The sequence below is a fragment of the Hydrogenophaga crassostreae genome (assembly GCF_001761385.1).
In the GTDB taxonomy this organism is placed as follows: Bacteria; Pseudomonadota; Gammaproteobacteria; order Burkholderiales; family Burkholderiaceae_C; genus Hydrogenophaga; species Hydrogenophaga crassostreae.
The window spans coordinates 1,395,464-1,421,336 of the sequence record NZ_CP017476.1 but is presented as its reverse complement, the minus strand read 5'-3'; the positions used below and the strand labels follow the sequence as shown (position 1 = coordinate 1,421,336).

Sequence of the window (25,873 nt, the reverse complement as noted above, 5' to 3'; positions counted from 1 at the left end):
CCCTTGCCAACACCGGTCAAAACCCGGCTTGGCTCAAAGAAACATGCCCCCCGAAGCTTCGATGCGCTGGGCATTGATCCAGCGGTTGTCGGGCTGCAGCAGGGAGGCAATCATCGGACCGATGTCGTCCGGCTGGCCCGCACGCCCCAGAGCCGTGCTGGAAGCGATCTGCAGGTTCAATTGGGGGTTGTCGCGCACCGCTCCACCATTGAAGTCGGTTTCGATGGCACCGGGTGCGACCACGTTGACCGCGATGCCGCGCGGACCCAGCTCCCTGGCCATGTAGCGCGTGAGCACTTCAACCGCACCCTTCATCGACCCATAGGCCGACGACCCCGGCAAGGTGAAGCGGGCCAGTCCCGATGACAGGTTGACGATCCGGCCGCCATCGTTCATCAAAGGCAGCAACGCCTGGGTCAGGAAAAAGACGCCCTTCACATGCACGCTGTAGAGCGCATCAAGCTGGGCCTCTGTGGTCTCCACGAAACGGGCATGCAGCCCTGTCCCTGCGTTGTTCACCAGATGGTCAAACCGCTCGCGTCGCCACCCGCGTTGCAGCGCCTCACCAAGCGAGTCGGCAAAAGCAGGGAAAGAAGTGGTCTGGGCAACATCCAGCGACAGCGCCACAGCGCGGCGCCCCAACGAAGCAATCTGCGCCACAACTTCGTCAGCTTCGGCTTTCTGGCTGCGGTACGTGAGCACCACGTCACTGCCTTTGCGGGCCAGGTGAAGTGCGGTGTTGCGACCAAGCCCTCGGCTGCCGCCCGTGACCAGGGCAATAGGGGTGGCGTGAGGCGGGGTTTGTGACACGTGGTGACCTTTCAAAACAGCATCAATGCAGGGGAAAGTCTCAACTCTAATTACGCCATTCAATCGAATAAATATTCAAATCCTGAATAGATTGACCAATAATTGATAACAATGAGCCTCACACAACGCCTTGAAGTCTTTGCCCGCGTCGCAGAACTGTCCAGCTTCACGCAAGCGGCGGAGCAACTGGGATTGCCGCGCGCCACGGTTTCCAATGCGATCCAACAGCTCGAAAACCAGTTGGGAACGCGCTTGCTTCACCGCACCACCCGGCGTGTGCAACTCACACAAGATGGTCTGCTTTGCTTCGAACGCTGCAAAGACGTGCTAAGTGATCTGGATGAGTTGCAATCCCTGTTTCAGCACCCCGATGGCGGATCACTCAAGGGCCGGGTGCGCATCGACATGTCGAGCGGCATGGCGCGCAACACCGTGATGCCACGCCTGCCCGACCTGCTGGCGCAGCACCCTCATCTCACATTGGAGGTCAGCAGCACCGACCGCCTGGTTGATCTCGTGCGTGAGGGCTTTGATTGCGTCCTGCGAGCAGGCCAATTGACCGATAGCGGACTGGTCGCCCGCCCGCTGGGGCACATGTCCATGGTGAACTGCGCGAGCCCCGCTTACCTGAAGCACCACGGAACGCCTCAGGCACTCACCGATCTGGCACAACACAAACTGGTTCACTACAGCCCGACCCTGGGTGCCCCGCCGACTGGCTTCGAATACGCTGACGCTGAAGCCAATGCGGCCTTACCCATGACGGGCGCCATCACCGTCAACAGCTCAGAAGCCTATACCGCAGCTTGCCTCGCCGGGTTGGGATTGATACAGGCCCCTCTCGTCGGCGTGGTCGAGCTGATCGATCAAGGCCGGCTTGTGCCCGTGCTCCCTTCGTGGCGACCGCGCGCCATGCCGGTGACCCTGCTCTACGCCCACCGGCGCAACCTGCCCAAGCGGGTGCGTGTGGTCATGGACTGGCTGGCCAGGGTTATGGCCGAGCAGTTGGCGGTGACCAACAAAAAACCACCGGCCAGCGGTGGTTTTCCAGAGAGCGACTGAGCCCGGTCAACCGCCGCAGATGCGCGCTTTTGCCTCGGCGTACTCCCGCTTGAAGCGTGCCACCAGATCGGCGGCCGGCATCACTTCCTTGATGGCGCCTATGCCCTGACCGCAGCCCCAGATGTCCTTCCAGGCCTTGGCAGCATTGGCGCCCTCGCCGGTCGAGAAGTTCATCTTGCTCGGATCGCTGTCGGGCAGGTTGTTGGGGTCCATGCCGGCGGCTTCGATGCTGCCTTTGAGGTAGTTGCCGTGGATGCCGGTGTAGAAGTTGCTGTAGACAATATCGTCTGAGTCGCTCTGGGTGATCATGGCTTTGTAGCCATCCACGGCGTGCGCTTCTTCGGTGGCGATAAACGCCGAGCCGATGTAAGCGAAGTCAGCGCCCATGGCCTGTGCCGCCAGAACGGCCCCGCCCGAAGCGATGGAACCAGAGAGTGCAATCGGACCATCGAACCATTCGCGAATCTCCTGCACCATTGCAAACGGGCTTTTCACGCTGGCATGGCCGCCGGCGCCAGCCGCCACCGGAATCAAGCCGTCAGCGCCTTTTTCAATAGCCTTGTGTGCAAACACGTTGTTGATCACATCGTGCAACACCACGCCGCCCCACGACTGAACGCCCTTGTTCACATCTTCGCGCGCACCCAGGCTGGTGATGATGATCGGCACCTTGTACTTCTCGCACAGCGCCATGTCCTGCTCCAGACGGTCGTTGCTCTTGTGCACGATCTGGTTGATCGCAAACGGCGCAGACGGGTTGTCCGGATTGGCCTTGTCGTGTGCGGCCAGGGCTTCGGTGATTTCGGCCAGCCACTCGTCCAGTTGAGCAGCGGGACGGGCGTTGAGCGCAGGCATCGAGCCCACCACACCGGCCTTGCACTGCGCGATCACCAGCTTGGGGTTGCTGATGATGAACAGCGGCGAGCCGATCACAGGGAACTTGATTTTTTGCAGCACCGGCGGCAATGGCGCGCGTTGGCGGGTGGTCATTAAGGTATGTCTCCGTAGGGGAATTCAAAGGCTGTTCAGCGAAGGCGACAGCGTGGACAAATTCTGAATCAGGTTGGGCATCGCACCTGTCTGAGTTGCGACAGGCAGGTGCGAATCGCAAGAAATCAGAAGGCTTCGGCCGCCAGCGCGGTGACGGATTCAGCGCCCTCCACGATCGCATCGCGCACGCCTGGTGCACGGCTCAAAATGTGGTCGGCATAGAAACGCGCAGTGGTGATCTTGCTCTGCATGAACGCGGCATCCACGCCGGCAGCCAGTTGGTCTTCAGCGACAAGCAGCGAGCGCGCCAACTGCCATCCGGCCATCAGATTGCCGGCCAGCAACAGGTAGGGCACGCTGCCGGCAAAAGCCGCGTTCGGGTTGGAGCGGGTATTGGCTGCGATGAACTCGACCACATCCACAAACGCCAGTCGCGCAGCCGTCAAGCGCTTGGCCACCGCCAACGATTGCGCGCTGCCGCGCTTCGTCAACTCGGCTTCGGTCTTTTCGATTTGCGCTGCAATGGCTTTGGCACCTGCGCCGCCGTCGCGCGCCGTTTTGCGACCCACCAGATCGTTGGCCTGAATCGCGGTCGTGCCTTCGTAGATCGTCAAAATCTTCGCGTCGCGGTAGTGCTGGGCCGCGCCGGTTTCCTCGATAAAGCCCATGCCGCCGTGTACCTGCACGCCCAGGCTCGTCATCTCCAGGCTCATCTCGGTGCTGTAGCCTTTGACCAACGGCACCAGGAACTCGTAGAAAGCGGCGTTTTGCTTGCGCACATCGGCGTCCGTGTGGTGGTGCGCAGCGTCGTAGGCCGCTGCCGCCACGCTGGCCATCGCGCGGCAGCCTTCCACGCTGGCGCGCATGGTCATCAACATGCGCTTGACATCGGGGTGGTGGATGATGGGCGCTGCTGCGCTCATGCTGCCATCCACCGGGCGACTCTGCACGCGGTCCTTCGCGTAGCCCACGGCCTTTTGGTAGGCGCGCTCGGCCACCGCAATGCCCTGCACCCCCACGGCGTACCGTGCAGCGTTCATCATGATGAACATGTACTCCAGGCCACGGTTCTCTTCACCCACGATGTAGCCCACAGCGCCGCCGTTGTCGCCATATTGCAGCACCGCGGTCGGCGAAGCCTTGATGCCCATCTTGTGTTCGATGGAAACGCAATGCACGTCGTTGCGGTCACCCAGCGAGCCATCGGCTGTCACCATGAACTTGGGCACCACGAACAGGCTGATGCCTTTCACGCCCTCTGGCGCGCCGGTCACACGGGCCAGCACGAGGTGCACGATGTTCTCGGCCATGTCGTGTTCACCGTAAGTGATGAATATCTTGGTGCCGAACACCTTGTAGGTGCCGTCGGGCTGCGGCTCGGCGCGGCTGCGTACGGCTGCAAGATCACTGCCAGCCTGGGGTTCCGTCAGGTTCATGGTGCCGGTCCACTCGCCGCTCACCAGCTTTTCCAGGTAAATCGATTTGAGGTCGTCGCTGCCCGCAGTCAGCAAGGCTTCGATGGCGCCATCGGTCAGCAGGGGGCACAGCGCAAAGCTCATGTTGGCGCTGTTGAGCATTTCAATACAGGCCGCACCAATGGTCTTGGGCAGGCCTTGGCCGCCGAAGCTGGCCGGATGTTGCAAGCCCTGCCAGCCGCCTTCAGCGAACTGCTTGTAGGCATCCTTGAAACCAGGGGTGGTGGTGACCTTGCCTTCTTTGAAAGAAGAAGGATTCTTGTCACCCTCCCAGTTCAAAGGCGCAACCACGCCTTCGTTCAGCTTGGCGCATTCTTCGAGCACAGCCTGGGCCGTTTCAAGGCCAGCGTCTTCAAAACCGGGCAAAGCGGCCACTTGATCGATTCGAGCGATGTGCTCGATGTTGAACAGCATGTCCTTCAGGGGGGCGGTGTAGCTCATGGTCTCAACTCCTGTTTCTGCAAAATGGGTAAAAAAAAGGCATCGCGAACGATGCCCTTTGTCGCGATCCCGGGATCAGAGCGACTTGACCAGCTCGGGCACTGCCACAAACAGGTCGGCTTCCAGACCGTAGTCGGCCACCGAGAAGATCGGGGCCTCAGGGTCCTTGTTGATCGCGACAATGACTTTGGAGTCCTTCATACCGGCCAGATGCTGGATGGCGCCGGAGATGCCACAGGCGATGTACAGCTGGGGCGCCACGATCTTGCCGGTCTGGCCCACTTGCCAGTCGTTGGGCGCATAGCCTGCATCCACCGCTGCGCGGCTGGCGCCCAGCGCTGCACCCAGCTTGTCGGCCAGAGGCGTCATGACTTCGTCGAATTTCTCGCTGGAACCCAGAGCCCTGCCACCAGAGACGATCACTTTGGCCGCGGTCAGTTCAGGGCGGTCACTCTTGGCGATCTCGCTGCCCACAAACGTGGTCTTGCCACTGTCAGCCACGGCTTCAGCCGTTTCCACGGAAGCAGACCCGCCGGTTGCAGCAGCCGGATCAAAGCCCGTGGTGCGGACGGTGATCACCTTGGTGGCATCCATGCTCTGCACTGTGGCAATGGCGTTGCCCGCGTAGATGGGGCGCTCGAAGGTGTCAGCAGCATCCACTTTGGTGATGTCGCTGATCTGACCCACGTCGAGTTTGGCGGCCACGCGCGGGGCAATGTTTTTGCCCGACGCGGTGGCGGGGAACAGGATGTGGCTGTAGTTCGATGCAATGGCCAGCACCTGAGCAGCCATGTTTTCGGCCAGGCCGTGTTCCAGGTAAGCCGCATCGGCGTGGATCACTTTGGCCACGCCAGCGATGGCCGCAGCGGCCTTGGCGGCTTCGCCCGCGTTGTGGCCCGCCACCAGCACGTGCACATCACCACCGCAAGCGGCAGCCGCCGTGACGGTGTTGAGCGTGGCGCCTTTGATCGAAGCGTTGTCGTGTTCAGCAATAACGAGAGAGGTCATGATGAGATTCCAGAAAAGATGTTTGAACGAAGTGTCTTAAACCCAGGGCGCCGTGGAACCGGCTTCGCCGGGCCACCAGCGCCGCCCCCTGGGGGGTGACGCCGAAGGCGGCGCGGGGGGTTAAATCACCTTGGCTTCGTTCTTGAGCTTGTCCACCAGCGTGGCCACATCGGGCACCATGATGCCGGCGCCACGCTTGGGCGGCTCGCTGACCTTCAAGGTCTTGATGCGCGGGGCAACGTCCACGCCGAGGTCTTCGGGCTTGACGGTGTCCATCTGCTTTTTCTTGGCCTTCATGATGTTGGGAAGCGTCACATAACGCGGCTCGTTCAGGCGCAGGTCGGTGGTGATGATGGCCGGCAAAGTGACCGACAAGGTCTCCAGACCACCGTCAACTTCGCGGGTGACCGAAGCCTTGCCATCGGCCACTTCAACTTTGCTGGCGAAAGTGGCTTGTGGCAGATCGGCCAGCGCGGCAAGCATCTGACCGGTCTGGTTGCAGTCGTCATCGATGGCCTGCTTGCCCAGGATCACCAGACCCGGTTGCTCTTTGTCCATCAAGGCTTTGAGCAGCTTGGCGACCGCCAAAGGTTGCAGTTCTTCAGTGGTTTCAACCAGGATGGCGCGGTCAGCGCCAATGGCCATGGCCGTGCGCAGGGTTTCCTGGCACTTGGCATCACCGCATGACACGGCGATCACTTCGGTGGCCACGCCCTTTTCTTTCAGTCGAACGGCTTCCTCGACAGCAATTTCGTCAAATGGATTCATGCTCATCTTGACGTTGGCAATATCCACACCACTGCCGTCGCTCTTGACGCGCACTTTGACGTTGTAATCCACCACGCGTTTGACGGGGACGATGACCTTCATATTCGGTTGCTCCTGCAAGTTTTGTGAAAACGGATCGGAAAAATCGGGTGCACGCCTGATTGACGTACACGTCAATCAACATTGTATGCCCGCACCCAGATACTGCAATTGAACGTGCGCCTGCCTGCTATTGCGGCACATAAACGAACGATCGTGCTTTTTTATGATTATAGGGTTTGAATGTCCAAGCTGCGCAAAGACCCCAAAATCCCGTCTGCTGATCACAGGGCCGGTAGTCAAGGAACAGGCACAAAAATTAACCAACCAGTCGGTCGGCTAATTGGGGTAAATCTGGAGGGGCAAACACAAGCTATGGGCCTATAGTTAAAGCTGGCAAACCAATTATTGTTTGTAACCATATCCACTCGGCCACAAGGACATCATATGAAGCTTCGCTACGCTCTCGCCACCGCCGTCTCTGCCACGCTGCTCGCCAGTGGTGCGGCCTCTGCCGAAACGGTTTTCACCGTTTCCAGCTGGTTGCCCCCTACGCACACGCTCAGCACGGTGCAGAAAGACTGGTGTGACAAGCTCGCCAAAGAGAGCGCTGGCAGCATGAAGTGCAACATCTTGCCAAAAGGCGTTGTGTCAGCGCCGGGCACTTTTGATGCCGTTCGCGATGGCTTGGCCGATATCTCCTACACGGTAGACGGCTACACTCCCGGCCGCTTCATCAACACCCAAGTGGCCGAGTTCCCCTTCTTGGGCGACGATGCCACGGCCACTTCCGTCGCCTACCAGCGCATCTATGACAAGTACTTTGCACCGCTGGGTGAACACCGTGGCGTCAAAGTACTGGCCGTGTTCACGCATGGCCCTGGCATCATATTCAACAGCAAAATGCCGGTGACCTCGGCAGCAGAGGCATCCAGCCTGAAGTTCCGCATCGGTGGTGGCAACATCAACGAACTCTCCAAGGCCATGGGCTGGAACACCACGCTCAAGCCCGCTCCCGAGTCTTTCGAACTGTTGTCCACCGGTGTGATGGACGGTACGTTTTTCCCGGACGAGTCCATCGCCTCGTTCAAGCTCAGCATGGTCAAACACGCCACAACCTTCCCGGGCGGCCTGTACAACACCAGCTTCGTCTTCATGATGAACCAGGACAAGTACAAAGCCCTGTCGGCCGCTGACAAGGCCGTGGTCGACAAGCTGTCTGGCGAGCCCGCCGCCCGCATGTTCGGCGAAGGCTGGGACAAAGTCGACGCCGCAAGTCGCGATGGCGCTCAAAAAGCACAAGGCGTGGCCCGAATCATGGCTGACAAAGCCTTCGTCAAAGCTGTGGCGGACAAGCAAGAGTCTCTGGAAACCAGGTGGGCAGCGGCTGCACAGGCCAAGGGCTTGAAGGATCCTAAGGGCGCTCTCGCGGAATTCCGCGCAGAAATTGCCAAAGTAAAATAAACCCATCTCCAGCATCACAGGCGGGGCAGTCGCTAAGGCACTGCCCCGCCCTTTTTTTGGCCGATGATTCCACCATGCCCAAGCACCTAGACAAACTGCTCAACAGGACAACCGGTCTCACCGCCGCGACGGCCCTGTTTTCACTCATGTGGCTCACCCTGATCGATGTGGTTGGCCGCAAGTTTTTCAACAATTCGGTGCCCGGGGGCCTCGAGTTGACTGAAATTCTGATGGTCATCGTGATTTTCAGCGCCCTGCCCCTGGTGTCATGGCGCAATGAGCATGTGGTGTTTGACTCGCTCGACGCCTTCATCCCCCATTGGCTCAAAAGCACACAAATGCGCCTGGTGCATCTGATCAGCGGCGCTGTTTTCGGCTTCCTTGCCAGGCTCATGGCGATGCGCGCCGAGCGCTTTGCCGAATACGGCGACACCACCGTGCACTTGCAGCTCTCGATTGCACCCGTAGCCTGGATCATGACTGCGCTGCTGGTGGTCACTGCACTGGTGCATTTTCTTTTCATGTTCAAGCCAAACATGTCAGCCAACCACGAGAACTCCGCGTCTGGAGCCCAATCATGACCGAAGCATTTCTGGGCTTTCTCGCCGTGTTTGCGCTCGCTTTCTTGCGCATACCCCTGGCCGTGGCCATGTCAATTTCCGGCATTGTGGGTCTGGGGCTTTTGCGCGGGTGGACCCCAGCTTTCGCCAGCACCAGCCAGACCATTTTTGAAACCGGGTTTCACTATGTTCTGTCGGTCATCCCCCTGTTTGTGTTGATGGGCAACTTTGTCTCGCGGGCTGGTATGGCGCGCGAACTGTTCACGGCCGCCAACGCTTTCGTGGGCCACAAGCGGGGGGGACTGGCCATGGCCAGCATCATTGCCTCGGGCGGCTTTGGTTCGATCTGCGGCTCGTCGATCGCCACAGCGGCCACCATGTCGCGCGTGGCATTCCCGGAAATGAAAGCCCATGGCTACAAAGACACGCTGGCCACGGGCGCGATCGCCTCTGGCGGTACGCTGGGTATCCTCATTCCCCCTTCCACGGTTCTGGTGATCTACGGCATCATCACAGAGACCGATATCGGCCGCCTTTTCATTGCCGGCATCTTGCCCGGTATTGTGGCCATCCTCTGCCTGTGCATGGCCGTGGTATTCATCACCTGGCGCGACCCGGAAGCCGGCCCTCCAGCCAAGCGCTTTACCTGGAAAGAGCGCCTGGCCGCCATCCGCGGCGTCTGGGGTGTGGCCCTGCTGTTCGCGCTGGTGATCGGTGGCATTTACGGCGGCGTGTTCACCGCCACCGAAGGCGCCGGTGTCGGTGCTGCTGGTGCTTTCTTTTTTGCCTTGCTTCGAGGGTCACTCTCACCCAGAGTGCTGATGGAGGTTCTGATCGAAAGCTCGCGCACCACCGCGATGCTGTTCACGATTCTGATCGGAGCGATGATTTTCACCAACTTCATCAACTTCACCAGCATGCCTGGCGACTTGCGCGATTTTGTGCTGCAGTTCAGCCCCCATCCGGTCATGGTCGTGGTGATGATGATGGGCATCTACCTTGCGCTGGGCATGGTGATGGAAGAACTCGCCATCGTTCTGCTCACCATTCCCGTGTTTTTCCCTGTCATCGTGGGCCTGGGGTTTGACCCCGTCTGGTTCGGCATTTTGATCGTCACCATTGTTGAAATAGGGCTGATCTCGCCGCCGGTGGGCCTCAACCTGTTCGTTCTCAACTCGTTGTTGCCCGAGGTGAAGCTCAGTACCCTGTATCGGGGGGTATGGCCATTTGTCATCGCCGACGTGGTGCGCTTGGGCATTCTGATTGCAGTGCCGTCAATTGCCTTGTTGCTCCCCAGCCTGATGCAATAACGCCCGACTGTCCTGATCAGGTTTCTGACCTGATGTGCACCACGCGCTGCGGAAATGGTATCTCCACCCCGTTTTCGCGCAGCGAGGCCAGGATGGCCAGGTTGATTTCAGAGCGCAATCCCAACTGCCCATTCTCTGGGTCGTCGATCCAGTAGCCCAGCGTGAACTCCAGGCCATCGGCCCCAAAGGCCGATAGCGCGGCACTTGGCCCTGGATTGCGCACCACCCGCGGCTGCGCCAGCGCTGAGCCCTCAAGCAAGCGCATCACCAATGACACATCGCTGTCATAGGCCACCGACACCACTGTAGACAGCCAGACACGGGTGTCGGCCAACGAGAGGTTTTCTACCCGCGTCGTGATCAGAACCTCGTTTGGCACGATCGACTCGCGCCCGCCCAGCGATCGAATAACGGTGTAACGCGCATTGATATCGCTGATGCGACCCTCAAAGTTGTCAACGCGCACGTTGTCACCAATACGCATGCTGCGTTCAGCAAGGATCACAAACCCGCTCACGTAATTCGACGCCAGCTTTTGCAGGCCAAAGCCGATACCCACACCAATCGCGCCACCCAACACCGACAGGGCAGTGAGGTCGATGCCAACGGCCGAGAGCGCGACAATCAAACCTAGGAACATGAGCAGTGCCCGGGTGGCGTTGCTCACCGCTTTGCGCAAACTCAAATCGCTGCCAACCGCTTTGCGAAGGAGGCGGGCTTCTATCGCAGACGACACCCACAGGGCCAAGATCAACACAGCACCTGCTGTGAGCGCCCCTTCAATCATGGTTCGGAGGCTGAGGGCAGAACTGCCCATGGTCCAGGTGATCGCATCGAGCTCCCTGAGCACCACCGGCAACAAACCACTCACCCACAGGACCATACCCAGCCATGCCAGCCAGGAAATCGAGCGCTCCAGGGCCTTGACCCAAGGTGCCGAAGCCAGTGCCACCTGCAGCACCTTGACGCCAAAGCGGATGACCACCAGCGAAACCAGAACCGGGATTGCCACTTTGAATACCGCCAGCGGCACATATTTCAGCAAAACTGCCCGCGCGAAATAGCCCAAAACGAGCAACAGCGCAGGAAACAACACCCCGTCAACAACGCCACGGCCAAACAACACCGAAGTCCGCTCATCCTGCATACCCAAGGCTTTGCGCAGCAGCGAGGCCACACCCCAGGCCACCAGGACACACGCGGCCAGGACTGAAAACTCGATCCAGACGGTGGGCTGCAAGAATCCCTGGAGCCAGGCATTCAAATCTTCAATCGGCGGCGGCGGAGAGGCGAGCGTATCCATGAATTTTCAAATAGTGTTTGACGGGTTCGCGTGGCAACGGCTGCTCTGTCTCACCAGCTCGGCGAGCGCTTCTCGATGAACGCCTGAACGCCCTCCTGAGCCACCTCATGCACCATGTTGCATGCCATGCTTTGGCCAGCCAACTGATAGGCCGACTCCATGCCCGTTTCAAGCTGCCGGTAAAACAGCGCCTTGCCCATGGCCAAGGCCTCGCGCGGCTTGGTCAGTAGCCGGTCAACCAGCGCAGCGACTTCGGCGTCCAGTTCATCTGCCGCCACCACGCGGTTCACCAGCCCGCGAACCCTCGCCTCATCGGCCGAGATGAAATCACCTGTGAGCAGCATCTCCATGGCTTGCTTGGGCAGCATGTTGCGCGACAAAGCCACGCTGGGTGTCGCGCAAAACAACCCCACATCAATGCCGTTCACACCAAACGTTGCCTCTCGCGCCGCCACCGCCAGATCACACTGCGCGACCAGCTGGCAACCTGCTGCCGTGGCCAAACCCTGTACCCGCGCAATCACCGGCACCTCCAGTTTGCGCACAGCCATCATCATTCGTGAGCACTGGGCAAACAGAGCCTGGTAATACGCCAGTTCAGGCTGGGCCCGCATCTGCTTCAAATCGTGACCGGCGCAAAAGGCCCTGCCTTCGGCGGCCACGACCACCACACGAGCCTTTTGATCAAGTGCGACATCATTGAGCGCATGTTGAAAGGCGGCCATCATGCCTTCAGACAGAACATTGAAACTGCGCGGTGCGTTCAGCGTGATGGTGTGCACGCCACGGTCATCGCGGCGGTGCAGCAACAGGGCTTGAGTGGTGTCGTTCATGGGCGTATTGTGTATGCAAGGCACGCAAAAACGCTTTTGCAGCTTTAAGGCGACACCAAAAAGAACTCCAACCATCCGACAGAAAGAATCAGGCCTGCATGATCAAGATCCTATTACCTACAGACGGTTCTCCCCGCTCACTTGATGCGGTGCATCACGCCCTGCACCTGGCCACTTGCGGCTTAAAGGCCCGCTTTGTGGTGGCCAACGTACAGTCACCCGCCAATCTGTATGAAATGGTGGTGGCCCACGACCCCAGCGTGATTCAGAAAGTCAGCGAAGCCGCCGCCCACGACCTCATGCGTCCCGCGCTCAAACTGCTGCAGGCAGCAGGGCACCATCCAGAAGTGGCAGTGGCTTCGGGCGATCCAGCCCATATGTTGCTGGAAATGCTGGAAAACCATGCCTGCGAGGCCGTCATCATGAGCGCCCGCGGTCGCAGCGAGTCCGATGACACCTCGCCGGGCTCGGTGGCCCAGTCGCTACTGGATGCCTGCCCAGTACCAGTGACCGTGGTCAAGCCTTTGATCGCTGAAGGCGCCTGAAAGCGAACGCCCCCTGTCAAACGCCTGCCAACACCCTCAGGTGGGCTTCCACGCTGCGCCCCAGTGAGCTGAAGTCGTAACCGCCCTCCAGGCAACTCACGATGCGGCCCTTGGCGTGGCGCTTGGCCACGTCCATGAGGCGCTCGGTGATCCATACATAGTCGTTTTCGACCAAGCCAAGCTGGCCCATGTCATCTTCTCGGTGGCCGTCAAACCCGGCGCTGATGAAAATCATCTGCGGCTTGTGGGCTTCCAGGCGAGGCAGCCACATCATGTCGATCAACTCGCGGATATCCATGCCGCGCGTGTAGGCGGGTACAGGCAGATTGACCAGGTTGTCCGCTGTCAGGTGTTCGCCCTCGGGGAAAAACGGGTGCTGGTAGAAGCTGCACATCAGGATGCGGCTGTCGCCCGCCACGATATCTTCCGTGCCATTGCCATGGTGCACATCAAAATCGACAATGGCCACGCGCTTCAACCCGTGGCGTTCCAGCGCATATTTGGCTGCCACGGCCACGTTGTTGACAAAACAGAACCCCATGGCTTGTTTGCGCGTGGCATGGTGTCCCGGGGGGCGCACCGAGCAAAAAGCATTGGACAGCTCACCGGCAATCACGGCATCGGTGGCGTCCAGCGCGGCACCGGCCGCACGCAGGATAGCGTCCCAGGAATGCACATTGATCGAAGTGTCGGGGTCAATCTGGGCATGTGTCGGGCCGCCGGCGGCGATCTCATCACGAAGGTTGTCGGCCAGGCCACGCAGGCTGGCAATGTACATGCGGTCGTGGGCCAGCGCTATGTCGGTGAGAGAGGCTGGATTGGCCTCGCGGCGCAGCAGCGCGACATCGAGGCCCGAAGACAACAAGCGGTCTTCGATGGCGTCCAGCCGCTGGGGGCACTCGGGGTGCCCTGCGCCCATTTCATGTTGCCAGCAAGCCTTGTGGGTGAAATATCCGGTGGACTGGCTCATCTCGGTTTTACGGTATGGTTCGCGGCATGATTGCCGACTCAAAACTCCAACAATTGCTCAGCCAGCTTAACACGGTGATCGTGGGCAAACAGGCCCAGGTGGCCGACTGCGTGGCCTGCCTTCTGGCCGGCGGACACCTCCTGATCGAAGACGTTCCAGGCGTGGGGAAAACCACCTTGGCGCAGGCGTTGGCCCGCTCGTTTGGCCTGCGTTTCTCCCGCGTTCAGTTCACGGCCGACCTGATGCCCAGCGACCTGCTGGGTGTGTCCATTTACGAACGGGGGCGCGAGGGCTTCGTGTTCCACCCTGGCCCGGTGTTTGCCCAGGTTTTGCTGGCCGACGAGATCAACCGCGCCAGTCCCAAAACACAAAGTGCCCTGCTGGAGGCCATGGAAGAAAAACAGGTCACGGTTGAGGGATCGACGCGGCCGCTGCCTGCGCCATTTTTCGTGATTGCCACCCAGAACCCGCACGATCAACTCGGTACCTACGCCCTGCCCGAGTCCCAACTCGACCGTTTTCACATGCGCATTTCTTTGGGCTATCCGGCCCGTGCCGCCGAACGCGAGCTGCTGCGCGGCAACGACCGGCGCGATTTGCTCGAAGGTTTGCAGCCGGTGCTGTCACCCATCGAATTGGCACACCTGCAAAAGGCGGTGGCGGCGGTGCACACGGCCGAACCGGTATTGGAGTACCTGCAAAACCTGATCGAAGCCACCCGCTCGGGCAAATGGTTTGCGCAAGGCCTGTCACCCCGTGCGGCTCTCGCTGTGGTCCGCGCCGCCAAGGCACAGGCCTACATGAACGCGCGTGACTATGTGGCGCCCGATGACATTGCTGCCGTATTGCCACAAACCACGGCCCACCGGCTGATTCCCGTGAGCAGCGCGGGCCGGGGCTCGGTCGAACAGGTCCGGGCCATGGTCAAGGCCACGCCCCTTCCTTGATGCCCCATTCTGCACAAGAGCATTCTGTTGTCTGCTTCCAGCTCCATGGGTTTGTTTGATCGAATCAATCTGCTGGCGCCGCTGCGCCAGCGGTTGCGCCAGTGGTTTCTGAATCGCCTGCCGCCGTCCGACACCTTGACGCTCACACAGCGCAATGTCTACATCCTGCCTACGCGACCGGGCTGGATGCTGGGGTTCACGTTGATGCTGCTGCTCGTTGCCAGCATCAACTACCAGCTCAATCTGGGTTACCTGTTGACTTTTTTGTTGGCAGGCAGCGCTGTGGTGGGCATGCATGTGTGCCACAGCAACTTGCGCGGTCTCACTCTCCACCTCGCGCCACCCCTGTCCATGCACGCTGGGCAAGCCGTTTCGCTGGAAGTGCGCTTGGCCAACGAACGGCGCAAACCGCGTTTTGGCATCGGACTGGGTGTGTCAAGTCACCGCGGTTCGCGTGATGACGACGGGTTGGCTTGGTTGGATGTGCCCGCGCAAGGCAGCGAGACTGTTCATGTGGCCTGGGCCCCCGACCGGCGTGGCCGCCATGGCACACCCGCGCTCACTGCCGTGACGCTGTTTCCCCTGGGCACCTTTCGCGTGTGGACCATCTGGCGAACAGCGGCGCAGGTGATCGTTTTCCCCGCGCCAGAACAGCAACCTCCGCCTTTGCCCCCAGGCGAGCCACAGCCCGGCCATGCCGCGGCATCTGCGCGATCGAGCAATTCGGGCGAGTTCGATGGCGTGCGGGCCTATCGCCGCGGCGACCCTCAAAAAACCGTGGTGTGGAAAAAAGCTGCACAGGCCTTCGCGGCCGGCCGCGATGATCTTGTGAGCCGCGACACACTGGCCATGCAACGCCAGCAACTCTGGCTTGACCACGCCACCTGTGGCGCTGCCGACCTGGAGTCACGACTCTCCCGGCTGACAGCCTGGCTGCTGATGGCCGATGAACAAGGTTTGGACTACGGACTGCGCCTGCCGGGTAAAGAGTTCGCTCCCGACCACGGCGCAGCCCACAAATTACAATGTCTGGAGGCGATGGCGCTGTGTTGACCTCTTCGGCCACCCCACCTGCTTCTCGAGCGGCTCGGCTGCGCGAAACCATGGCGCATCTGCCTCGCGAGGCACGCGATACGCTGTTCCTGCTCACCGTGGTCGCCTGGGTGGTTTTCATGCAGGTGGGCCACATTCCATGGTGGTGCACAGCGCTGACCGCTGCCATGCTCATCTGGCGCGCCCGGCTCACCTTGCGCGGCCAGCCCCTGCCAGGCTGGGCCTGGCGCGCTGGCTTGCTTGCACTCACACTGGGCGGCACGTGGCTGACCCACCGCACAATTCTGGGGCGAGACGCAGGGGTGACGCTGATCGTGGTGCTGCTGGCGCTCAAGACGCTGGAAATGCGCGCCCGACGCGATGCCTTCGTGGTGTTCTTTCTGTCTTTCTTCACACTGCTGACCCATTTCTTCTACTCCCAGTCGCTGCTCACGGCGATCGGCATCCTGATCGCGCTGCTGGGCCTGCTCACCGCGCTGGTGAACGCTCACATGCCGGTCGGCCGGGCGCCGCTCAAACAATCCGCCCGCATCGCGGGCAGCTTGGCCCTGCTGGGTGCGCCAGTGATGCTGGTGCTGTTTTTGCTGTTTCCGCGCATGGCCCCTTTATGGGGCATGCCCAGTGACAGCATGACCGGGCGCAGCGGACTGTCGGGCCAGATGCGCGTTGGCGAAATCGCGAAGCTCGCGCTGGACGACAGCATCGCCATGCGTGTGCAGTTTGAAGGCGACCCGCCACCTCAAAATGAACTCTACTTCAGAGGCCCGGTGTTCAGCACCTTCGATGGTACGGAGTGGTTGCCCTTGCGTTCGGGTTTCACCAAGCGCGTGGCACTGGAGGCCAACCTGAGCGTGGCGGGGGAGCCCATTCGTTACACCGTGACGCTCGAGTCCCACCGCCACCCCTGGCTGCTCACACTGGACGCCTCGGCCAAGGCGCCACAAGTCGCCGGTCAAGTCGTGCAAATGAACGCCGATCTGCACTGGCGCACCAGGCAGCCCACGGGTGGCCTGCTGCGTTACAGCGCAGAAAGCCACACATCGTTCCGCCACGGCCCCTTGCAAGCAGAGTTGGCTCTGCAAGACCTCGTCGAGCTGCCCGCCGGGTACAACCCACGCACTTTCGCCCTGGCCCAGGCTCTGCGCCGCGAACACGGTGCTGGTGCCGAAAATGCACCGGCGCTGGTAAAGGCGGTCATCGACAAACTGCGCACCGGGGGTTACACCTACACACTCGATCCGGGCATTTACGGACGCGACACCGCCGACGAATTCTGGTTTGACAGGCGGGAGGGTTTTTGTGAGCACATCGCATCGAGTTTCGTGATTCTCATGCGCGCCATGGACATTCCTGCGCGCATCGTGACCGGCTACCAAGGCGGCGAACTCAACAGCGTGGATGGTTTCTGGACCGTGCGCCAAAGCGATGCCCATGCCTGGACCGAGGTCTGGCTTGAAGGTCAGGGCTGGGTGCGCGTGGATCCAACCTCGGCCGTATCACCGGGACGCACCGGCTCCTTCGAGCGCCTGCTCGCTCCAGAAGGCGCCTTCGCAGGCGCGGTGCGCACCATCAACCCCACGCTTGCTGCCAACTTGCGTGCAGTCTGGGAGGCGGTCAACAACCGCTGGAACCAGACGGTGCTCAACTACAGCCAGGGCAACCAGCTCAGCTTGCTGAAAAACCTCGGCTTCGACGCACCGGGCTGGACCGATCTGGCCTACGTCTTGATCAGCGTGCTGGTGGCGGTGAGTCTGGCCGGTGCCGCCTGGAACCTCTGGGAACGCCAGCAACACGACCCATGGATGCGTTTGCTCACGCGCGCACGCCAACGTCTCGACAGACTGGGCCTGGACGCCGACGAACAAACGCCCCCTCGCGAGCTGGCTCGGCTGACCCAGCGGCATTTTGGCGACACAGCTTTCGCTCAAAGCGTGAGCTTGTGGTTGATTCGGCTGGAAGCACAGCGTTACAGCCGCCATAGCCCGCTCTCGCTGGCTACACTTCAACGCGAGTTCCAGCAATTGCCCTGGCCCAAAGGAAACGCCCGTTGACCTCTCTTTTTTCATTGCACCCGACCCGTACCGTTCTCGCCTTGGTGGCCGCTGCATGGTTGGCTTGTGTCGCGCCATCACACGCTGCCAGCGAAGCCAAAAAACGGCCATTGGCCCGTGCAACTGAAAGCGATGAGCAACCCCTTCTGTATGCATCCCAACGCGAAGCCATGGCTTTTGCGACCGACCTGGCGATGCGCCGCGACCTGGATGTGGGTTGGGCGCGTGAGCAAATCGGGCAGGCCCAACGCCTACCTCAGATCATCAAGCTCATGCAACCGGCGCCCCGCGGCACATCCAAAAACTGGATCGCCTACCGTGCCAGGTTCATCGAACCTGTTCGGATTCGCGCTGGTCTGGCCTTTTGGGAGAACAACCGCGACTGGCTGTCGCGCGCGGAGGCCGAGTTCGGCGTGCCGGCAAGCCTGATTGTTGGAGTGATTGGCGTGGAATCCATTTATGGTCAACACACCGGCAACTTCCGGGTGATCGATGCACTGTCCACGCTGGCTTTTGACTTCCCCTCCAGCCACCCGCGAGCAGAGGCTCGCACCGCTTTCTTCAGAGACGAGCTGGAACAGTTCCTCAGCTTGACCCGGCGCAGTGGCCTCAACCCGCTTGAGCTGCGTGGCAGCTATGCTGGCGCCATGGGCTGGCCCCAATTCATGCCCAGCAGCTGGATCAAATACGCCATCGACTTCGATGGTGACGGCCGCGTGGACCTGTTCAACAGCCAGGCCGACGTGATCGGCTCGGTGGCCAACTATTTCAAAGCGTTTGGCTGGCAACCTGGCATGCCAACCCATTTCCCTGTATCGGTCGATGGACCTCAAGTGGATCTCGATGGCCTGCTGGCTCCCGACATTCTCCCCACCTTCAGCGTCAACAGTTTTACAAACAAAGGGGCTCGCCTGGAGGGCGCTGCGCTGCAACACACCGGCAACCTCGCGCTGGTGGAGCTGGAAAACGGCGATGCGCCGCGCAGCTATGTGGCCGGAACCGACAATTTCTACGCTGTTACACGCTACAACTGGAGCAGCTACTACGCGATGGCCGTGATCGAACTCGGACAGACCATTCAAGCCCAGTTGTCTGCGCGCTGAGTCGGTACCGTGGCTTACTCACACTGGTGCACACTGTGGCAATGAGAAAGCACATCAAGGCTTGGCTGCCCAACCCGCAAACCATCAAAGACAACCGGTGGTTGCGCTGGATGGGGCCGGCCCTGCACCACCCCCGCCTGTGGCACTTCAGCCGCAAGGGCGTCGCCATGGGATTGGCTCTGGGCATCTTTTTCGGCTTGCTGATCCCTGTGGCACAAATGCCCTTGGCCGCAGGCGCGGCCATCGTACTGCGCGCCAACCTGCCCATGGCGGTGGCCAGTACGCTGGTGACCAACCCTGTCACATTTGGCCCCGTGTATTTCGGCGCTTACCACTTGGGCAAGGCCATCCTCGGGCACGACCCCGTCAGCGATGAACAAGCCAGCGCTTTCCTGGACAAAGCGTTGAAGGAGCCTCCTGCAGACGCGAGCTGGCGCCAGCGGTTCAAGCGCTCGGTTCGCCAACTCACCACGGTGGGCAAGCCCCTGGTGGTGGGGCTTGCCATCCTGGCAACGGCCAGTGGCTTGTTGGTCTACTTCCTGTTCAGCGCCATCTGGACGTTAAGGGTCCGATGGGATCGGTCACGCCGGCTGCGCTCCCGCATTCGGGCTCACAGCGAGCGCTGAAACGCGCCAGGACCTCAGTTGGAGGCGGGTACCAGGAAGTCGTTGCTGATGCGGATGCCCAAACCATTGACGCGGTCCATGAACTGGGTCAGGAAGGCGTGCAGGCCCAACTCCAGAATTTCGTCAATGCGCGCAAACTGCAAATCGGCTCGCAACTTGCCTGCATAGCGAAGCGTTTCGCCCGACAGGTCATTGGCCACCACATTGAGGTTGTTGACCACCTCGTTGATGCAGTTTTGCAAGCTGCGCGGCATGTCCGCGCGCAAGACCAGCAGTTCGGCCACTTTCACAGGCGTGATCACATCGCGGTAGACCTTGCGGTACACCTCGAAAGCACTCACGCTGCGAAGAATGCCACTCCACTCATAGAAGTCGTAGTCCTCGTCCATCGAACCGGCATCGCTGGTCTTGTCGTTGTACGCAGCGTGGTATTTCACATCCAGCAAACGTGCGGTGTTGTCGGCCCGCTCCAGAAAGGTGCCCATGCGGTAAAAGTTGTACAACTCGTCGCGCAGCATGGTGCCGATGGCGACCCCTCTCGACAGGTGCGAGCGGAATTTGACCCATTCAAAAAACTGGCTGGGGTCGCGGTCGAAAGCGTTGCCCTTCAACAGCCGCGGCAGTTCCAGCCAGGTCTGGTTCTGGGTTTCCCAGTATTCTGTGGTCAGCGAACCCCGCACAGCCCGGGCGTTTTCCCGTGCAGCGCGCAAGCAGGAGGCAATGCTGGACGGATTGGTTTCATCTTTCACCATGAAGTCGAGCACATTGCGGCTCGTGATCTCCTTGCCATACTTCTTTTTATACGCTGGCATGAGCTCGCTGATGACGAGCAAGCCTTCCCAGCCCTTCTGCGCTTCCACGCTGGACTGCGGCAGCAGTGATGTCTGGTAGTTCACATCCAGGATGCGGGCGGTGTTTTCAGCGCGCTCTGTATAGCGCGACATCCAGAAGATGTGATCAGCGGTGCGAGAAAGCATGTTTTTGTCTCCAAGTGGTTGCACAAGAAATGCAACGTGAGAAAAGTTCTGAACCGAAGGCGCCGCAGATCCGGCTTCGCCGGTCTGCCAGCGCCACCCCCTTGAAGGGTTGACGCGAAGCGGCGCAGGGGTGGGTCATCTATTCCAGAATCCAGGTGTCTTTGGTGCCACCACCCTGCGAAGAATTCACCACCAGCGAACCGGCCTTGAGCGCCACCCGTGTCAAACCACCTGGCACCATTTGCACCTCTTTGCCGGACAGGACAAACGGTCGCAAATCGATGTGACGCGGAGCAATGCCCTTTTCGACATAGGTCGGGCAAGTAGACAGCGACAAGGTGGGCTGCCCGATGTAACCATCAGGCTTGGCAATCACGGCCTTGCGGAAGCTCTCAATCTCGGCCTTGGTCGAGGCAGGTCCAACCAGCATCCCGTATCCGCCCGCACCATGCACCTCTTTGACCACCAGGTCTTTCAGGTTGTCAAGGATGTACTTCAGGTCATCCGGCTTGCGGCCCATGAAGGTCGGCACGTTGTTCAAAATGGGTTTTTCCCCCAAATAGAACTCGATCATTTTGGGCACGTAAGGGTAGATCGACTTGTCATCGGCCACGCCCGTACCCACAGCGTTGCAAATGTTCACGTTGCCTGCGCGGTAGGCGTCCATCAATCCGGCACAGCCCAGCGTGGAGTTGGAGCGGAACACCGTGGGGTCCAGGAAGTCATCATCCACCCGGCGGTAGATCACATCCACCCGTTGTGGACCTTGCGTTGTGCGCATGTAGACGAAATTGTCCTTGGTGTACAAGTCAAGCCCTTCCACCAGCTCCACGCCCATTTGCTGCGCGAGAAAGGCGTGCTCGAAATAGGCGCTGTTGTGCATGCCCGGTGTCAACACAACAACGGTGGGTTCGTCAGACGACGCAGGAGACACGGCGCGCAGGGTCTCCAGCAACAGGTCGGGGTAGTGGGCCACGGGAGCCACCCGGTTTTGTCCAAACAGCTCCGGAAACAGCCGCATCATCATCTTGCGGTCTTCCAGCATGTAACTCACGCCGCTGGGTACCCGCAGGTTGTCTTCCAGCACGTAGTACTCACCCACGCCTTTGGCGTTGGGTGCGCGCACCATGTCTACACCAGAGATGTGGGAATAGACGCCATTCATGACGTTCACACCGATCATTTCCGGGCGGAACTGTGCATTTTTCACCACCTGGTCCTTGGGTATGTGCCCGGCCTTGATGATTTCCTGATCGTGGTACACATCTTCAATGAAGCGGTTGAGCGCCGTGACACGCTGGACCAGACCAGCCTTCATGCTTTTCCACTCTTTGGAAGGAATGATTCGGGGGATCAGGTCGAACGGAATCAGGCGTTCGTTGCCGGATGCGTCTTCGTCTTTATCGCCATAGACGGCAAAGGTAATACCCACTCGCCGAAAAATCACTTCCGCCTCTTCGCGGCGGTCAGCCATGACTTCAGGCGACTGCTCGGCGAGCCATTTCGCGTACTTCGTATAGTGGGCACGAACCTCGGTGGGCGAGGCGTTCATTTCATCAAACATTGGTTTGGTCATAATTTTGAGGTCTCCTGTTATCAGCATATAGCAAGGAGCGAGCCAAAGTGATAGGGCAAGTATTGAAGGCGAAAAAAATGATCATCCACCCCCGTCGCGCCCCGGCCTGAGTGCCTCATCGGAGCGTGGCAGGACATGGTGCCAATAGCGCCGGCTCAGCTCCCGGTGGCACACCACCTCCTTCGGGTCCTGACTCCGCCAGGTTGCCGCTCCACAGGCAGGCGACGCCACCCATCGAATGCCGCGTACCCGGTAGCGAGCCAGAATTTGGGGAGCGGGGTGGCCAAACCGATTGCGGTAACCCGCCTGCACCAACACCCAGCTTGGCAACAATGTATTGAGCAACACCGGGCTGCTGGAAGTGCGGCTGCCATGGTGCGGCGCCACCAGCAGGCTCGCCCTCAAATCGGGTCTGTCCACCGCCAGGCGCGTCTCCCGGGCAGCATCAAGATCCCCACTGAGCCACGCGGCCTCGCGACCGTTGCTCACCCGCAGCGTGCACGACATGGCGTTGCTGGACAGTCGACCCGTTCCTTGGTCATCGAAGTGTTCCGGTCCGGGATGCAACACCTCGAACAGCACCCCGTCCCAGCGCCATTGCTGCCCAGCCAGACACCGCTCAGACACATCTTTACCAAACGAATCCAGCCAACGGGCGCCCGGCCAGGCCGCCCGAACCGAAGCCGCTCCACCCGCGTGGTCGCTATCTCGGTGGCTCACCATCACCGTATCGGGCACTTCTCCCAAGGCCCGCAATACTGGCACCACAATGGTGCGCCCTGCATCGGCGCTCGGGCCATAACGGGGCCCCGTGTCAAACAGCAAGCTGTGACCCGCCGTGCGAACCACAATCGCGCTGCCTTGGCCCACATCCAGCGCCACCACTTCAAACTCGCCTGGCGCCGGTCTCGGCGGCACCCATGCCAGCACGGGCCAAACAAACACCAGACCCAAGAAACGCACCGATCTAGGCCAAGGCATCACCAGCAACAGCGCGCCCAACGCCGCCGCCATGCCCATCCACAACGGAGGCACAGGGCGAAACACCGCTGCCCACGGCCATTGCGCCAACCATCCAAGCCACGCCATCAAGCCTTCTGCCGCCAATGCCGCACCATCCCAGAACCAGGGCACCGCCACACCCACCAGAGCCAAAGGCGTCAGCACCAGTGTGACCCAGGGAATGGCCAGCAAATTGGCCAACAAGCCCACCACTGACACCTGGCCAAACAGCAACAACGAAAGCGGGGCCAGGGCCAAGGTCACAGTCGCTTGCTCGCGCAGCAATTTCCACAGCGCCTTGAACGACCGCCAGACGGGCTGGGAGCCTGCCTGCTTCAAATCGCCCTGCGGTTTTTGTGGCAACGCCGCAAAGAGGATCGCAACCGCCACGAAACTCAGCCAGAAACCCGCCTGCAACCAAGCCCAGGGATCCAGCAACAACACCGCCGCCAGAGCCGCGCCCCATACCAAGGGCCAGGGCCACTGGCGCCCCATCAATCGGAGGCCCAGGAACAAGGCCAACATCAATACCGTTCGTTGCGCAGGCACACCCCAGCCCGCAAAAACCGCGTAGCCGAACGCCAGAACCAGGCCACCCCATCCCGCAGCCTGTTGGGCCGGCATCCACAACGCCAGCGCAGGCCACCAGCGCGAAAGTCTGCGCCACATAAATCCCACGCCCAGCACAGCCACCCAGGCAAACAGCGTCACATGCAAACCCGAAATGCTCACCAAGTGGGCCACGCCCGTGGTCCGAAACAGCGTCCAGTCGTCGCTGTCTATGGCGCTTTGATCGCCCACCACCAGCGCCGCCAGCAGGCCAGCGGTGCGTGGGTCATGAATGCGGTTGAAGATCCGGTCGCGCACCAGCCCTCGCCAGTGATCCACAAGATAAAAAGGTGCTGCGCCGATGCGTTCGGCAGACGCATAGCGAGGCCCGTCACGCACATAACCAACCGCCCCGATGCCCTGCTCCCACCACCAGCGCTCGCGATCAAAACCATGGGGGTTTGATGTGCTGTGAGGGATGCGTAAACGCACTGTCAATCGCCAGCGCTCGCCTGCGCGAATCAAGGGCCAGGCGCCATTCGATGCCGGGCCCTTGCCTCGTTGATACCAAACCAGTTGCAAATGCCCGGGCAACTTCACTTGCCGCTCAGATTGCAGCGCTGAATCCACGTCCATCTCAAAACGCAAACTGTCGTCACCCTGCTGCGGCAACGAAGCCACGCGGCCTTGAAGTTCAATATCCACCCCTTGAAGTGCCGGTGCCAAGGCTTGCTGCGCATACATGACCGAGCGCCACCCGGTTTGGCCCCATGCCAGACAAAGACCCGTGGCCCCCAGAAGCAAGCAGCGGCCGATAGCGCTGGCGGCGGTTGAGTTCCAGCGCCAAGCCAGCCATGCCATCACAACGCCGGCGGCAAAAACGGCGCCATACACCTGCGCTGGATACAGCGCGGCCTGCTCCAGTTGCAGGGCCACGCCCATCACCCAACCCAGCCAAGCGGCCACAACAGCAAAGCCCATGCCTAACCGCCCACCGCCAGGCGACCAGGCAAGCCGGTGCACCGCGCACGGGCGCGCGCCACCACCGACGCGATGTCGATCTTCATTTTTGTACTCCCTGTCCTGCGCTTCGAAAAAACGCATGCGCGATTTCACGCTTTTGAAAAGCATTATGTCCAATAGAAAACCGCCCTGGGTAAACTGCTGACATGACCCACCCCTCCACCGCCAGACACCATTGGCTGATGAAGTCAGAGCCCGGGGAATGCTCGATAGACGATGCGCTCCAGGCACCAGGCGCTACTGTGGCGTGGACCGGTGTGCGCAACTACCAGGCACGCAACTTCATGCGCGATGCGATGCAGGTTGGCGATGGCGTTTTGTTCTACCACTCCAGTTGCCCTGAACCCGGCATCGCCGGCATCGCGCGCGTGGCGTCAGACACCCGGCCCGACCCGACCCAGTTCGACCCGTCTTCTCCTTACTTCGATCCCAAGTCACCGGCCGACAAACCGCGCTGGCTGCTGCGGGATGTGCAAGCGCTCAAGAAAACCCGCCTCATCGGCCTGCCCGAGATGCGGGCCACCCCCGAGCTGACCGACATGGTGGTGCTGCAGCGCGGCAGCCGGCTGTCGATCACGCCGGTCAGCGAGGCCCATTGGCGCTTCATCACCGAAAAAATGGCGGGCCGCTGAGCCAACGCGGAAAGCCCATGCGCAGCCTCGACAGGGTGGCTCAAAAACAAGCGGCGAAAATTTTTTGAAAAATATTTCGTGCCAACTGCATCCAAATCGGCCGCTCGACCCTAGTACAGGCAGTGACGCACACAACGTCGCTGTCCATTCAACCTGTACCAAGGAGTCTTCCATGTTCTTCAAATCTGCTTTGACCGCTGCCGCCGCTTCCGTCACCCTCATGGCCTGCGCCGCCGGATCCGGCAACACCAAGGTGTTTTCACAAGACAAACTGCCTGAAGCGGTCAAAGTACCGGCCGGCCACAAGGTCGCCATGGAAACCGTGGGCGTGGGTGAAATCACCTACCAGTGTCGCGCCGACAAGGACATGGCCGACAAATACGCGTGGGTCTTCGCCGGCCCGGATGCCAAGCTGCTCGACCGCAGCGGCAAGCAAGTCGGCAAGTACTACGGCCCTCCAGCAACCTGGGAAGCCATGGATGGCTCTAAATTTGACGGCAAGCAACTCGCCGTGGCACCCGGCGGCGATGGCAACATCCCGTTCCAGCTGGTGCAAGCCAACCCGGCCATGGGCGCTGGTGCCATGACCGGCGTGACCTACGTGCAACGATCGGCGACCAAAGGCGGCGTGGCGCCCAAGTCCGACTGCGGCGCGGCCAACGTCGATGCCAAGCTCATCGTGAACTACCAGGCCGACTACGTCTTCTACAAAGCGTCCTAATTCCGCACGCCGGGCGCGGTTCGACCTCGGCTAAG

The 25,873-nt window shown here is 60.6% G+C and carries 23 protein-coding genes; 12 read left to right on the top strand and 11 right to left on the bottom strand.

The genetic code is table 11. The features are described 5' to 3' along the window. Positions 1-33: 33 nt before the first annotated feature. Positions 34-810 (bottom strand): SDR family NAD(P)-dependent oxidoreductase, encoded by a 777-nt coding sequence (locus tag LPB072_RS06615; RefSeq protein WP_066093619.1) that lies wholly within the window; start codon positions 808-810, stop codon positions 34-36. Between the two features lie 111 nt (positions 811-921). Between LPB072_RS06615 and LPB072_RS06610 the strand changes: the two genes are divergently transcribed. Next, a complete protein-coding gene (locus tag LPB072_RS06610; RefSeq protein ID WP_066093011.1) occupies positions 922-1,872 on the top strand; it encodes a LysR family transcriptional regulator in 951 nt (316 codons plus the stop codon). A gap of 6 nt (positions 1,873-1,878) precedes the next feature. On the opposite strand, the gene LPB072_RS06605 is transcribed toward LPB072_RS06610, so the two are convergent. From LPB072_RS06605 to LPB072_RS06590, 4 genes are all read right to left on the bottom strand, one after another. After that, complete coding sequence (locus tag LPB072_RS06605) at positions 1,879-2,862, bottom strand: NAD(P)H-dependent flavin oxidoreductase (RefSeq protein ID WP_066093008.1); 984 nt, start codon at positions 2,860-2,862, stop codon at positions 1,879-1,881. Positions 2,863-2,987: 125 nt separating this feature from the next. Further along, positions 2,988-4,778 carry an acyl-CoA dehydrogenase gene (locus tag LPB072_RS06600; RefSeq protein ID WP_066093005.1) on the bottom strand — a complete coding sequence of 597 codons (1,791 nt, stop codon included), beginning with the start codon at positions 4,776-4,778 and terminating at the stop codon, positions 2,988-2,990. A 75-nt stretch (positions 4,779-4,853) separates the two neighbouring features. After that, entirely contained in the window at positions 4,854-5,786 is a 933-nt protein-coding gene (locus tag LPB072_RS06595; RefSeq protein WP_066093002.1) for an electron transfer flavoprotein subunit alpha/FixB family protein, read from the bottom strand. A 120-nt stretch (positions 5,787-5,906) separates the two neighbouring features. Beyond that, positions 5,907-6,656 (bottom strand): electron transfer flavoprotein subunit beta/FixA family protein, encoded by a 750-nt coding sequence (locus LPB072_RS06590; RefSeq protein WP_066092999.1) that lies wholly within the window; start codon positions 6,654-6,656, stop codon positions 5,907-5,909. A gap of 384 nt (positions 6,657-7,040) precedes the next feature. On the opposite strand from LPB072_RS06590, the gene LPB072_RS06585 reads away from it, so the two are divergent. The 3 genes from LPB072_RS06585 to LPB072_RS06575 all read left to right on the top strand — a co-directional run bounded on the left by LPB072_RS06585 (position 7,041) and on the right by LPB072_RS06575 (position 9,927). Further along, complete coding sequence (locus tag LPB072_RS06585) at positions 7,041-8,057, top strand: TRAP transporter substrate-binding protein (RefSeq protein WP_066092996.1); 1,017 nt, start codon at positions 7,041-7,043, stop codon at positions 8,055-8,057. Positions 8,058-8,131: 74 nt separating this feature from the next. Continuing rightward, positions 8,132-8,638, top strand: a complete 507-nt coding sequence (locus LPB072_RS06580; protein WP_066093616.1) for a TRAP transporter small permease — start codon at positions 8,132-8,134, stop codon at positions 8,636-8,638. Then, complete coding sequence (locus LPB072_RS06575) at positions 8,635-9,927, top strand: TRAP transporter large permease (protein WP_066092994.1); 1,293 nt, start codon at positions 8,635-8,637, stop codon at positions 9,925-9,927. Before LPB072_RS06580 ends, LPB072_RS06575 begins: the two co-directional genes overlap by 4 nt. A gap of 16 nt (positions 9,928-9,943) precedes the next feature. Here LPB072_RS06575 and LPB072_RS06570 read toward each other — a convergent pair whose 3' ends face one another. Both LPB072_RS06570 and LPB072_RS06565 read right to left on the bottom strand, forming a co-directional pair. Beyond that, complete coding sequence (locus LPB072_RS06570; RefSeq protein ID WP_066092991.1) at positions 9,944-11,230, bottom strand: mechanosensitive ion channel family protein; 1,287 nt, start codon at positions 11,228-11,230, stop codon at positions 9,944-9,946. 50 nt (positions 11,231-11,280) lie between these two features. Next, positions 11,281-12,063, bottom strand: a complete 783-nt coding sequence (locus LPB072_RS06565; RefSeq protein ID WP_066092988.1) for an enoyl-CoA hydratase — start codon at positions 12,061-12,063, stop codon at positions 11,281-11,283. A 98-nt stretch (positions 12,064-12,161) separates the two neighbouring features. On the opposite strand from LPB072_RS06565, the gene LPB072_RS06560 reads away from it, so the two are divergent. Next, positions 12,162-12,608, top strand: coding sequence for a universal stress protein (locus LPB072_RS06560; RefSeq protein ID WP_066092985.1), 447 nt, complete (start codon positions 12,162-12,164; stop codon positions 12,606-12,608). Between the two features lie 16 nt (positions 12,609-12,624). Here LPB072_RS06560 and LPB072_RS06555 read toward each other — a convergent pair whose 3' ends face one another. Further along, positions 12,625-13,578 (bottom strand): histone deacetylase family protein, encoded by a 954-nt coding sequence (locus LPB072_RS06555; RefSeq protein ID WP_066092982.1) that lies wholly within the window; start codon positions 13,576-13,578, stop codon positions 12,625-12,627. Positions 13,579-13,604: 26 nt separating this feature from the next. Here LPB072_RS06555 and LPB072_RS06550 point away from each other — a divergent pair, with 26 nt between their 5' ends. Genes LPB072_RS06550 through LPB072_RS06530 form a run of 5 tightly spaced genes read left to right on the top strand, consistent with a single transcriptional unit; the run spans position 13,605 to position 19,358 of the window. Continuing rightward, a complete protein-coding gene (locus LPB072_RS06550) occupies positions 13,605-14,525 on the top strand; it encodes an AAA family ATPase (protein WP_066093613.1) in 921 nt (306 codons plus the stop codon). A 45-nt stretch (positions 14,526-14,570) separates the two neighbouring features. Next, positions 14,571-15,578 (top strand): DUF58 domain-containing protein, encoded by a 1,008-nt coding sequence (locus LPB072_RS06545; protein WP_066092979.1) that lies wholly within the window; start codon positions 14,571-14,573, stop codon positions 15,576-15,578. A 50-nt stretch (positions 15,579-15,628) separates the two neighbouring features. After that, the gene (locus LPB072_RS06540) at positions 15,629-17,629 is read left to right on the top strand and encodes a transglutaminase family protein (protein WP_066093610.1); all 2,001 of its coding nucleotides are present in this window, start codon (positions 15,629-15,631) and stop codon (positions 17,627-17,629) included. Beyond that, a complete protein-coding gene (gene mltB / locus LPB072_RS06535) occupies positions 17,626-18,732 on the top strand; it encodes a lytic murein transglycosylase B (protein WP_231943450.1) in 1,107 nt (368 codons plus the stop codon). Before LPB072_RS06540 ends, mltB begins: the two co-directional genes overlap by 4 nt. Before the next feature lie 41 nt (positions 18,733-18,773). After that, positions 18,774-19,358: a DUF2062 domain-containing protein gene (locus LPB072_RS06530; RefSeq protein ID WP_066092973.1), complete on the top strand. Its 585-nt coding sequence runs from the start codon at positions 18,774-18,776 to the stop codon at positions 19,356-19,358. A gap of 14 nt (positions 19,359-19,372) precedes the next feature. Here LPB072_RS06530 and LPB072_RS06525 read toward each other — a convergent pair whose 3' ends face one another. From LPB072_RS06525 to LPB072_RS06515, 3 genes are all read right to left on the bottom strand, one after another. Further along, entirely contained in the window at positions 19,373-20,335 is a 963-nt protein-coding gene (locus LPB072_RS06525) for an alpha-E domain-containing protein (RefSeq protein WP_066092968.1), read from the bottom strand. 139 nt (positions 20,336-20,474) lie between these two features. Next, positions 20,475-21,911 carry a circularly permuted type 2 ATP-grasp protein gene (locus LPB072_RS06520; protein WP_066092965.1) on the bottom strand — a complete coding sequence of 479 codons (1,437 nt, stop codon included), beginning with the start codon at positions 21,909-21,911 and terminating at the stop codon, positions 20,475-20,477. Positions 21,912-21,992: 81 nt separating this feature from the next. Next, positions 21,993-24,443, bottom strand: a complete 2,451-nt coding sequence (locus LPB072_RS06515) for a DNA internalization-related competence protein ComEC/Rec2 (RefSeq protein WP_066093607.1) — start codon at positions 24,441-24,443, stop codon at positions 21,993-21,995. Positions 24,444-24,631: 188 nt separating this feature from the next. Here LPB072_RS06515 and LPB072_RS06510 point away from each other — a divergent pair, with 188 nt between their 5' ends. Next, positions 24,632-25,117, top strand: coding sequence for an EVE domain-containing protein (locus LPB072_RS06510; protein ID WP_066092963.1), 486 nt, complete (start codon positions 24,632-24,634; stop codon positions 25,115-25,117). A gap of 172 nt (positions 25,118-25,289) precedes the next feature. Then, positions 25,290-25,838 carry a DUF3455 domain-containing protein gene (locus tag LPB072_RS06505; protein ID WP_066092961.1) on the top strand — a complete coding sequence of 183 codons (549 nt, stop codon included), beginning with the start codon at positions 25,290-25,292 and terminating at the stop codon, positions 25,836-25,838. The last annotated feature ends 35 nt before the right edge of the window (positions 25,839-25,873 follow it).

What these genes read in the sequence shown, in the direction of transcription:
- LPB072_RS06610 (WP_066093011.1), top strand. Translation starts at nt 922, where the DNA reads ATGAGCCTCACACAACGCCTTGAAGTCTTTGCCCGCGTCGCAGAACTG.
- LPB072_RS06605 (WP_066093008.1), bottom strand. Translation starts at nt 2,862, where the DNA reads ATGACCACCCGCCAACGCGCGCCATTGCCGCCGGTGCTGCAAAAAATC.
- LPB072_RS06600 (WP_066093005.1), bottom strand. Translation starts at nt 4,778, where the DNA reads ATGAGCTACACCGCCCCCCTGAAGGACATGCTGTTCAACATCGAGCAC.
- LPB072_RS06595 (WP_066093002.1), bottom strand. Translation starts at nt 5,786, where the DNA reads ATGACCTCTCTCGTTATTGCTGAACACGACAACGCTTCGATCAAAGGC.
- LPB072_RS06590 (WP_066092999.1), bottom strand. Translation starts at nt 6,656, where the DNA reads ATGAAGGTCATCGTCCCCGTCAAACGCGTGGTGGATTACAACGTCAAA.
- LPB072_RS06585 (WP_066092996.1), top strand. Translation starts at nt 7,041, where the DNA reads ATGAAGCTTCGCTACGCTCTCGCCACCGCCGTCTCTGCCACGCTGCTC.
- LPB072_RS06580 (WP_066093616.1), top strand. Translation starts at nt 8,132, where the DNA reads ATGCCCAAGCACCTAGACAAACTGCTCAACAGGACAACCGGTCTCACC.
- LPB072_RS06575 (WP_066092994.1), top strand. Translation starts at nt 8,635, where the DNA reads ATGACCGAAGCATTTCTGGGCTTTCTCGCCGTGTTTGCGCTCGCTTTC.
- LPB072_RS06570 (WP_066092991.1), bottom strand. Translation starts at nt 11,230, where the DNA reads ATGGATACGCTCGCCTCTCCGCCGCCGCCGATTGAAGATTTGAATGCC.
- LPB072_RS06565 (WP_066092988.1), bottom strand. Translation starts at nt 12,063, where the DNA reads ATGAACGACACCACTCAAGCCCTGTTGCTGCACCGCCGCGATGACCGT.
- LPB072_RS06560 (WP_066092985.1), top strand. Translation starts at nt 12,162, where the DNA reads ATGATCAAGATCCTATTACCTACAGACGGTTCTCCCCGCTCACTTGAT.
- LPB072_RS06555 (WP_066092982.1), bottom strand. Translation starts at nt 13,578, where the DNA reads ATGAGCCAGTCCACCGGATATTTCACCCACAAGGCTTGCTGGCAACAT.
- LPB072_RS06550 (WP_066093613.1), top strand. Translation starts at nt 13,605, where the DNA reads ATGATTGCCGACTCAAAACTCCAACAATTGCTCAGCCAGCTTAACACG.
- LPB072_RS06545 (WP_066092979.1), top strand. Translation starts at nt 14,571, where the DNA reads ATGGGTTTGTTTGATCGAATCAATCTGCTGGCGCCGCTGCGCCAGCGG.
- LPB072_RS06540 (WP_066093610.1), top strand. Translation starts at nt 15,629, where the DNA reads ATGGCGCATCTGCCTCGCGAGGCACGCGATACGCTGTTCCTGCTCACC.
- LPB072_RS06530 (WP_066092973.1), top strand. Translation starts at nt 18,774, where the DNA reads ATGAGAAAGCACATCAAGGCTTGGCTGCCCAACCCGCAAACCATCAAA.
- LPB072_RS06525 (WP_066092968.1), bottom strand. Translation starts at nt 20,335, where the DNA reads ATGCTTTCTCGCACCGCTGATCACATCTTCTGGATGTCGCGCTATACA.
- LPB072_RS06520 (WP_066092965.1), bottom strand. Translation starts at nt 21,911, where the DNA reads ATGACCAAACCAATGTTTGATGAAATGAACGCCTCGCCCACCGAGGTT.
- LPB072_RS06515 (WP_066093607.1), bottom strand. Translation starts at nt 24,443, where the DNA reads ATGGGCTTTGCTGTTGTGGCCGCTTGGCTGGGTTGGGTGATGGGCGTG.
- LPB072_RS06510 (WP_066092963.1), top strand. Translation starts at nt 24,632, where the DNA reads ATGACCCACCCCTCCACCGCCAGACACCATTGGCTGATGAAGTCAGAG.
- LPB072_RS06505 (WP_066092961.1), top strand. Translation starts at nt 25,290, where the DNA reads ATGTTCTTCAAATCTGCTTTGACCGCTGCCGCCGCTTCCGTCACCCTC.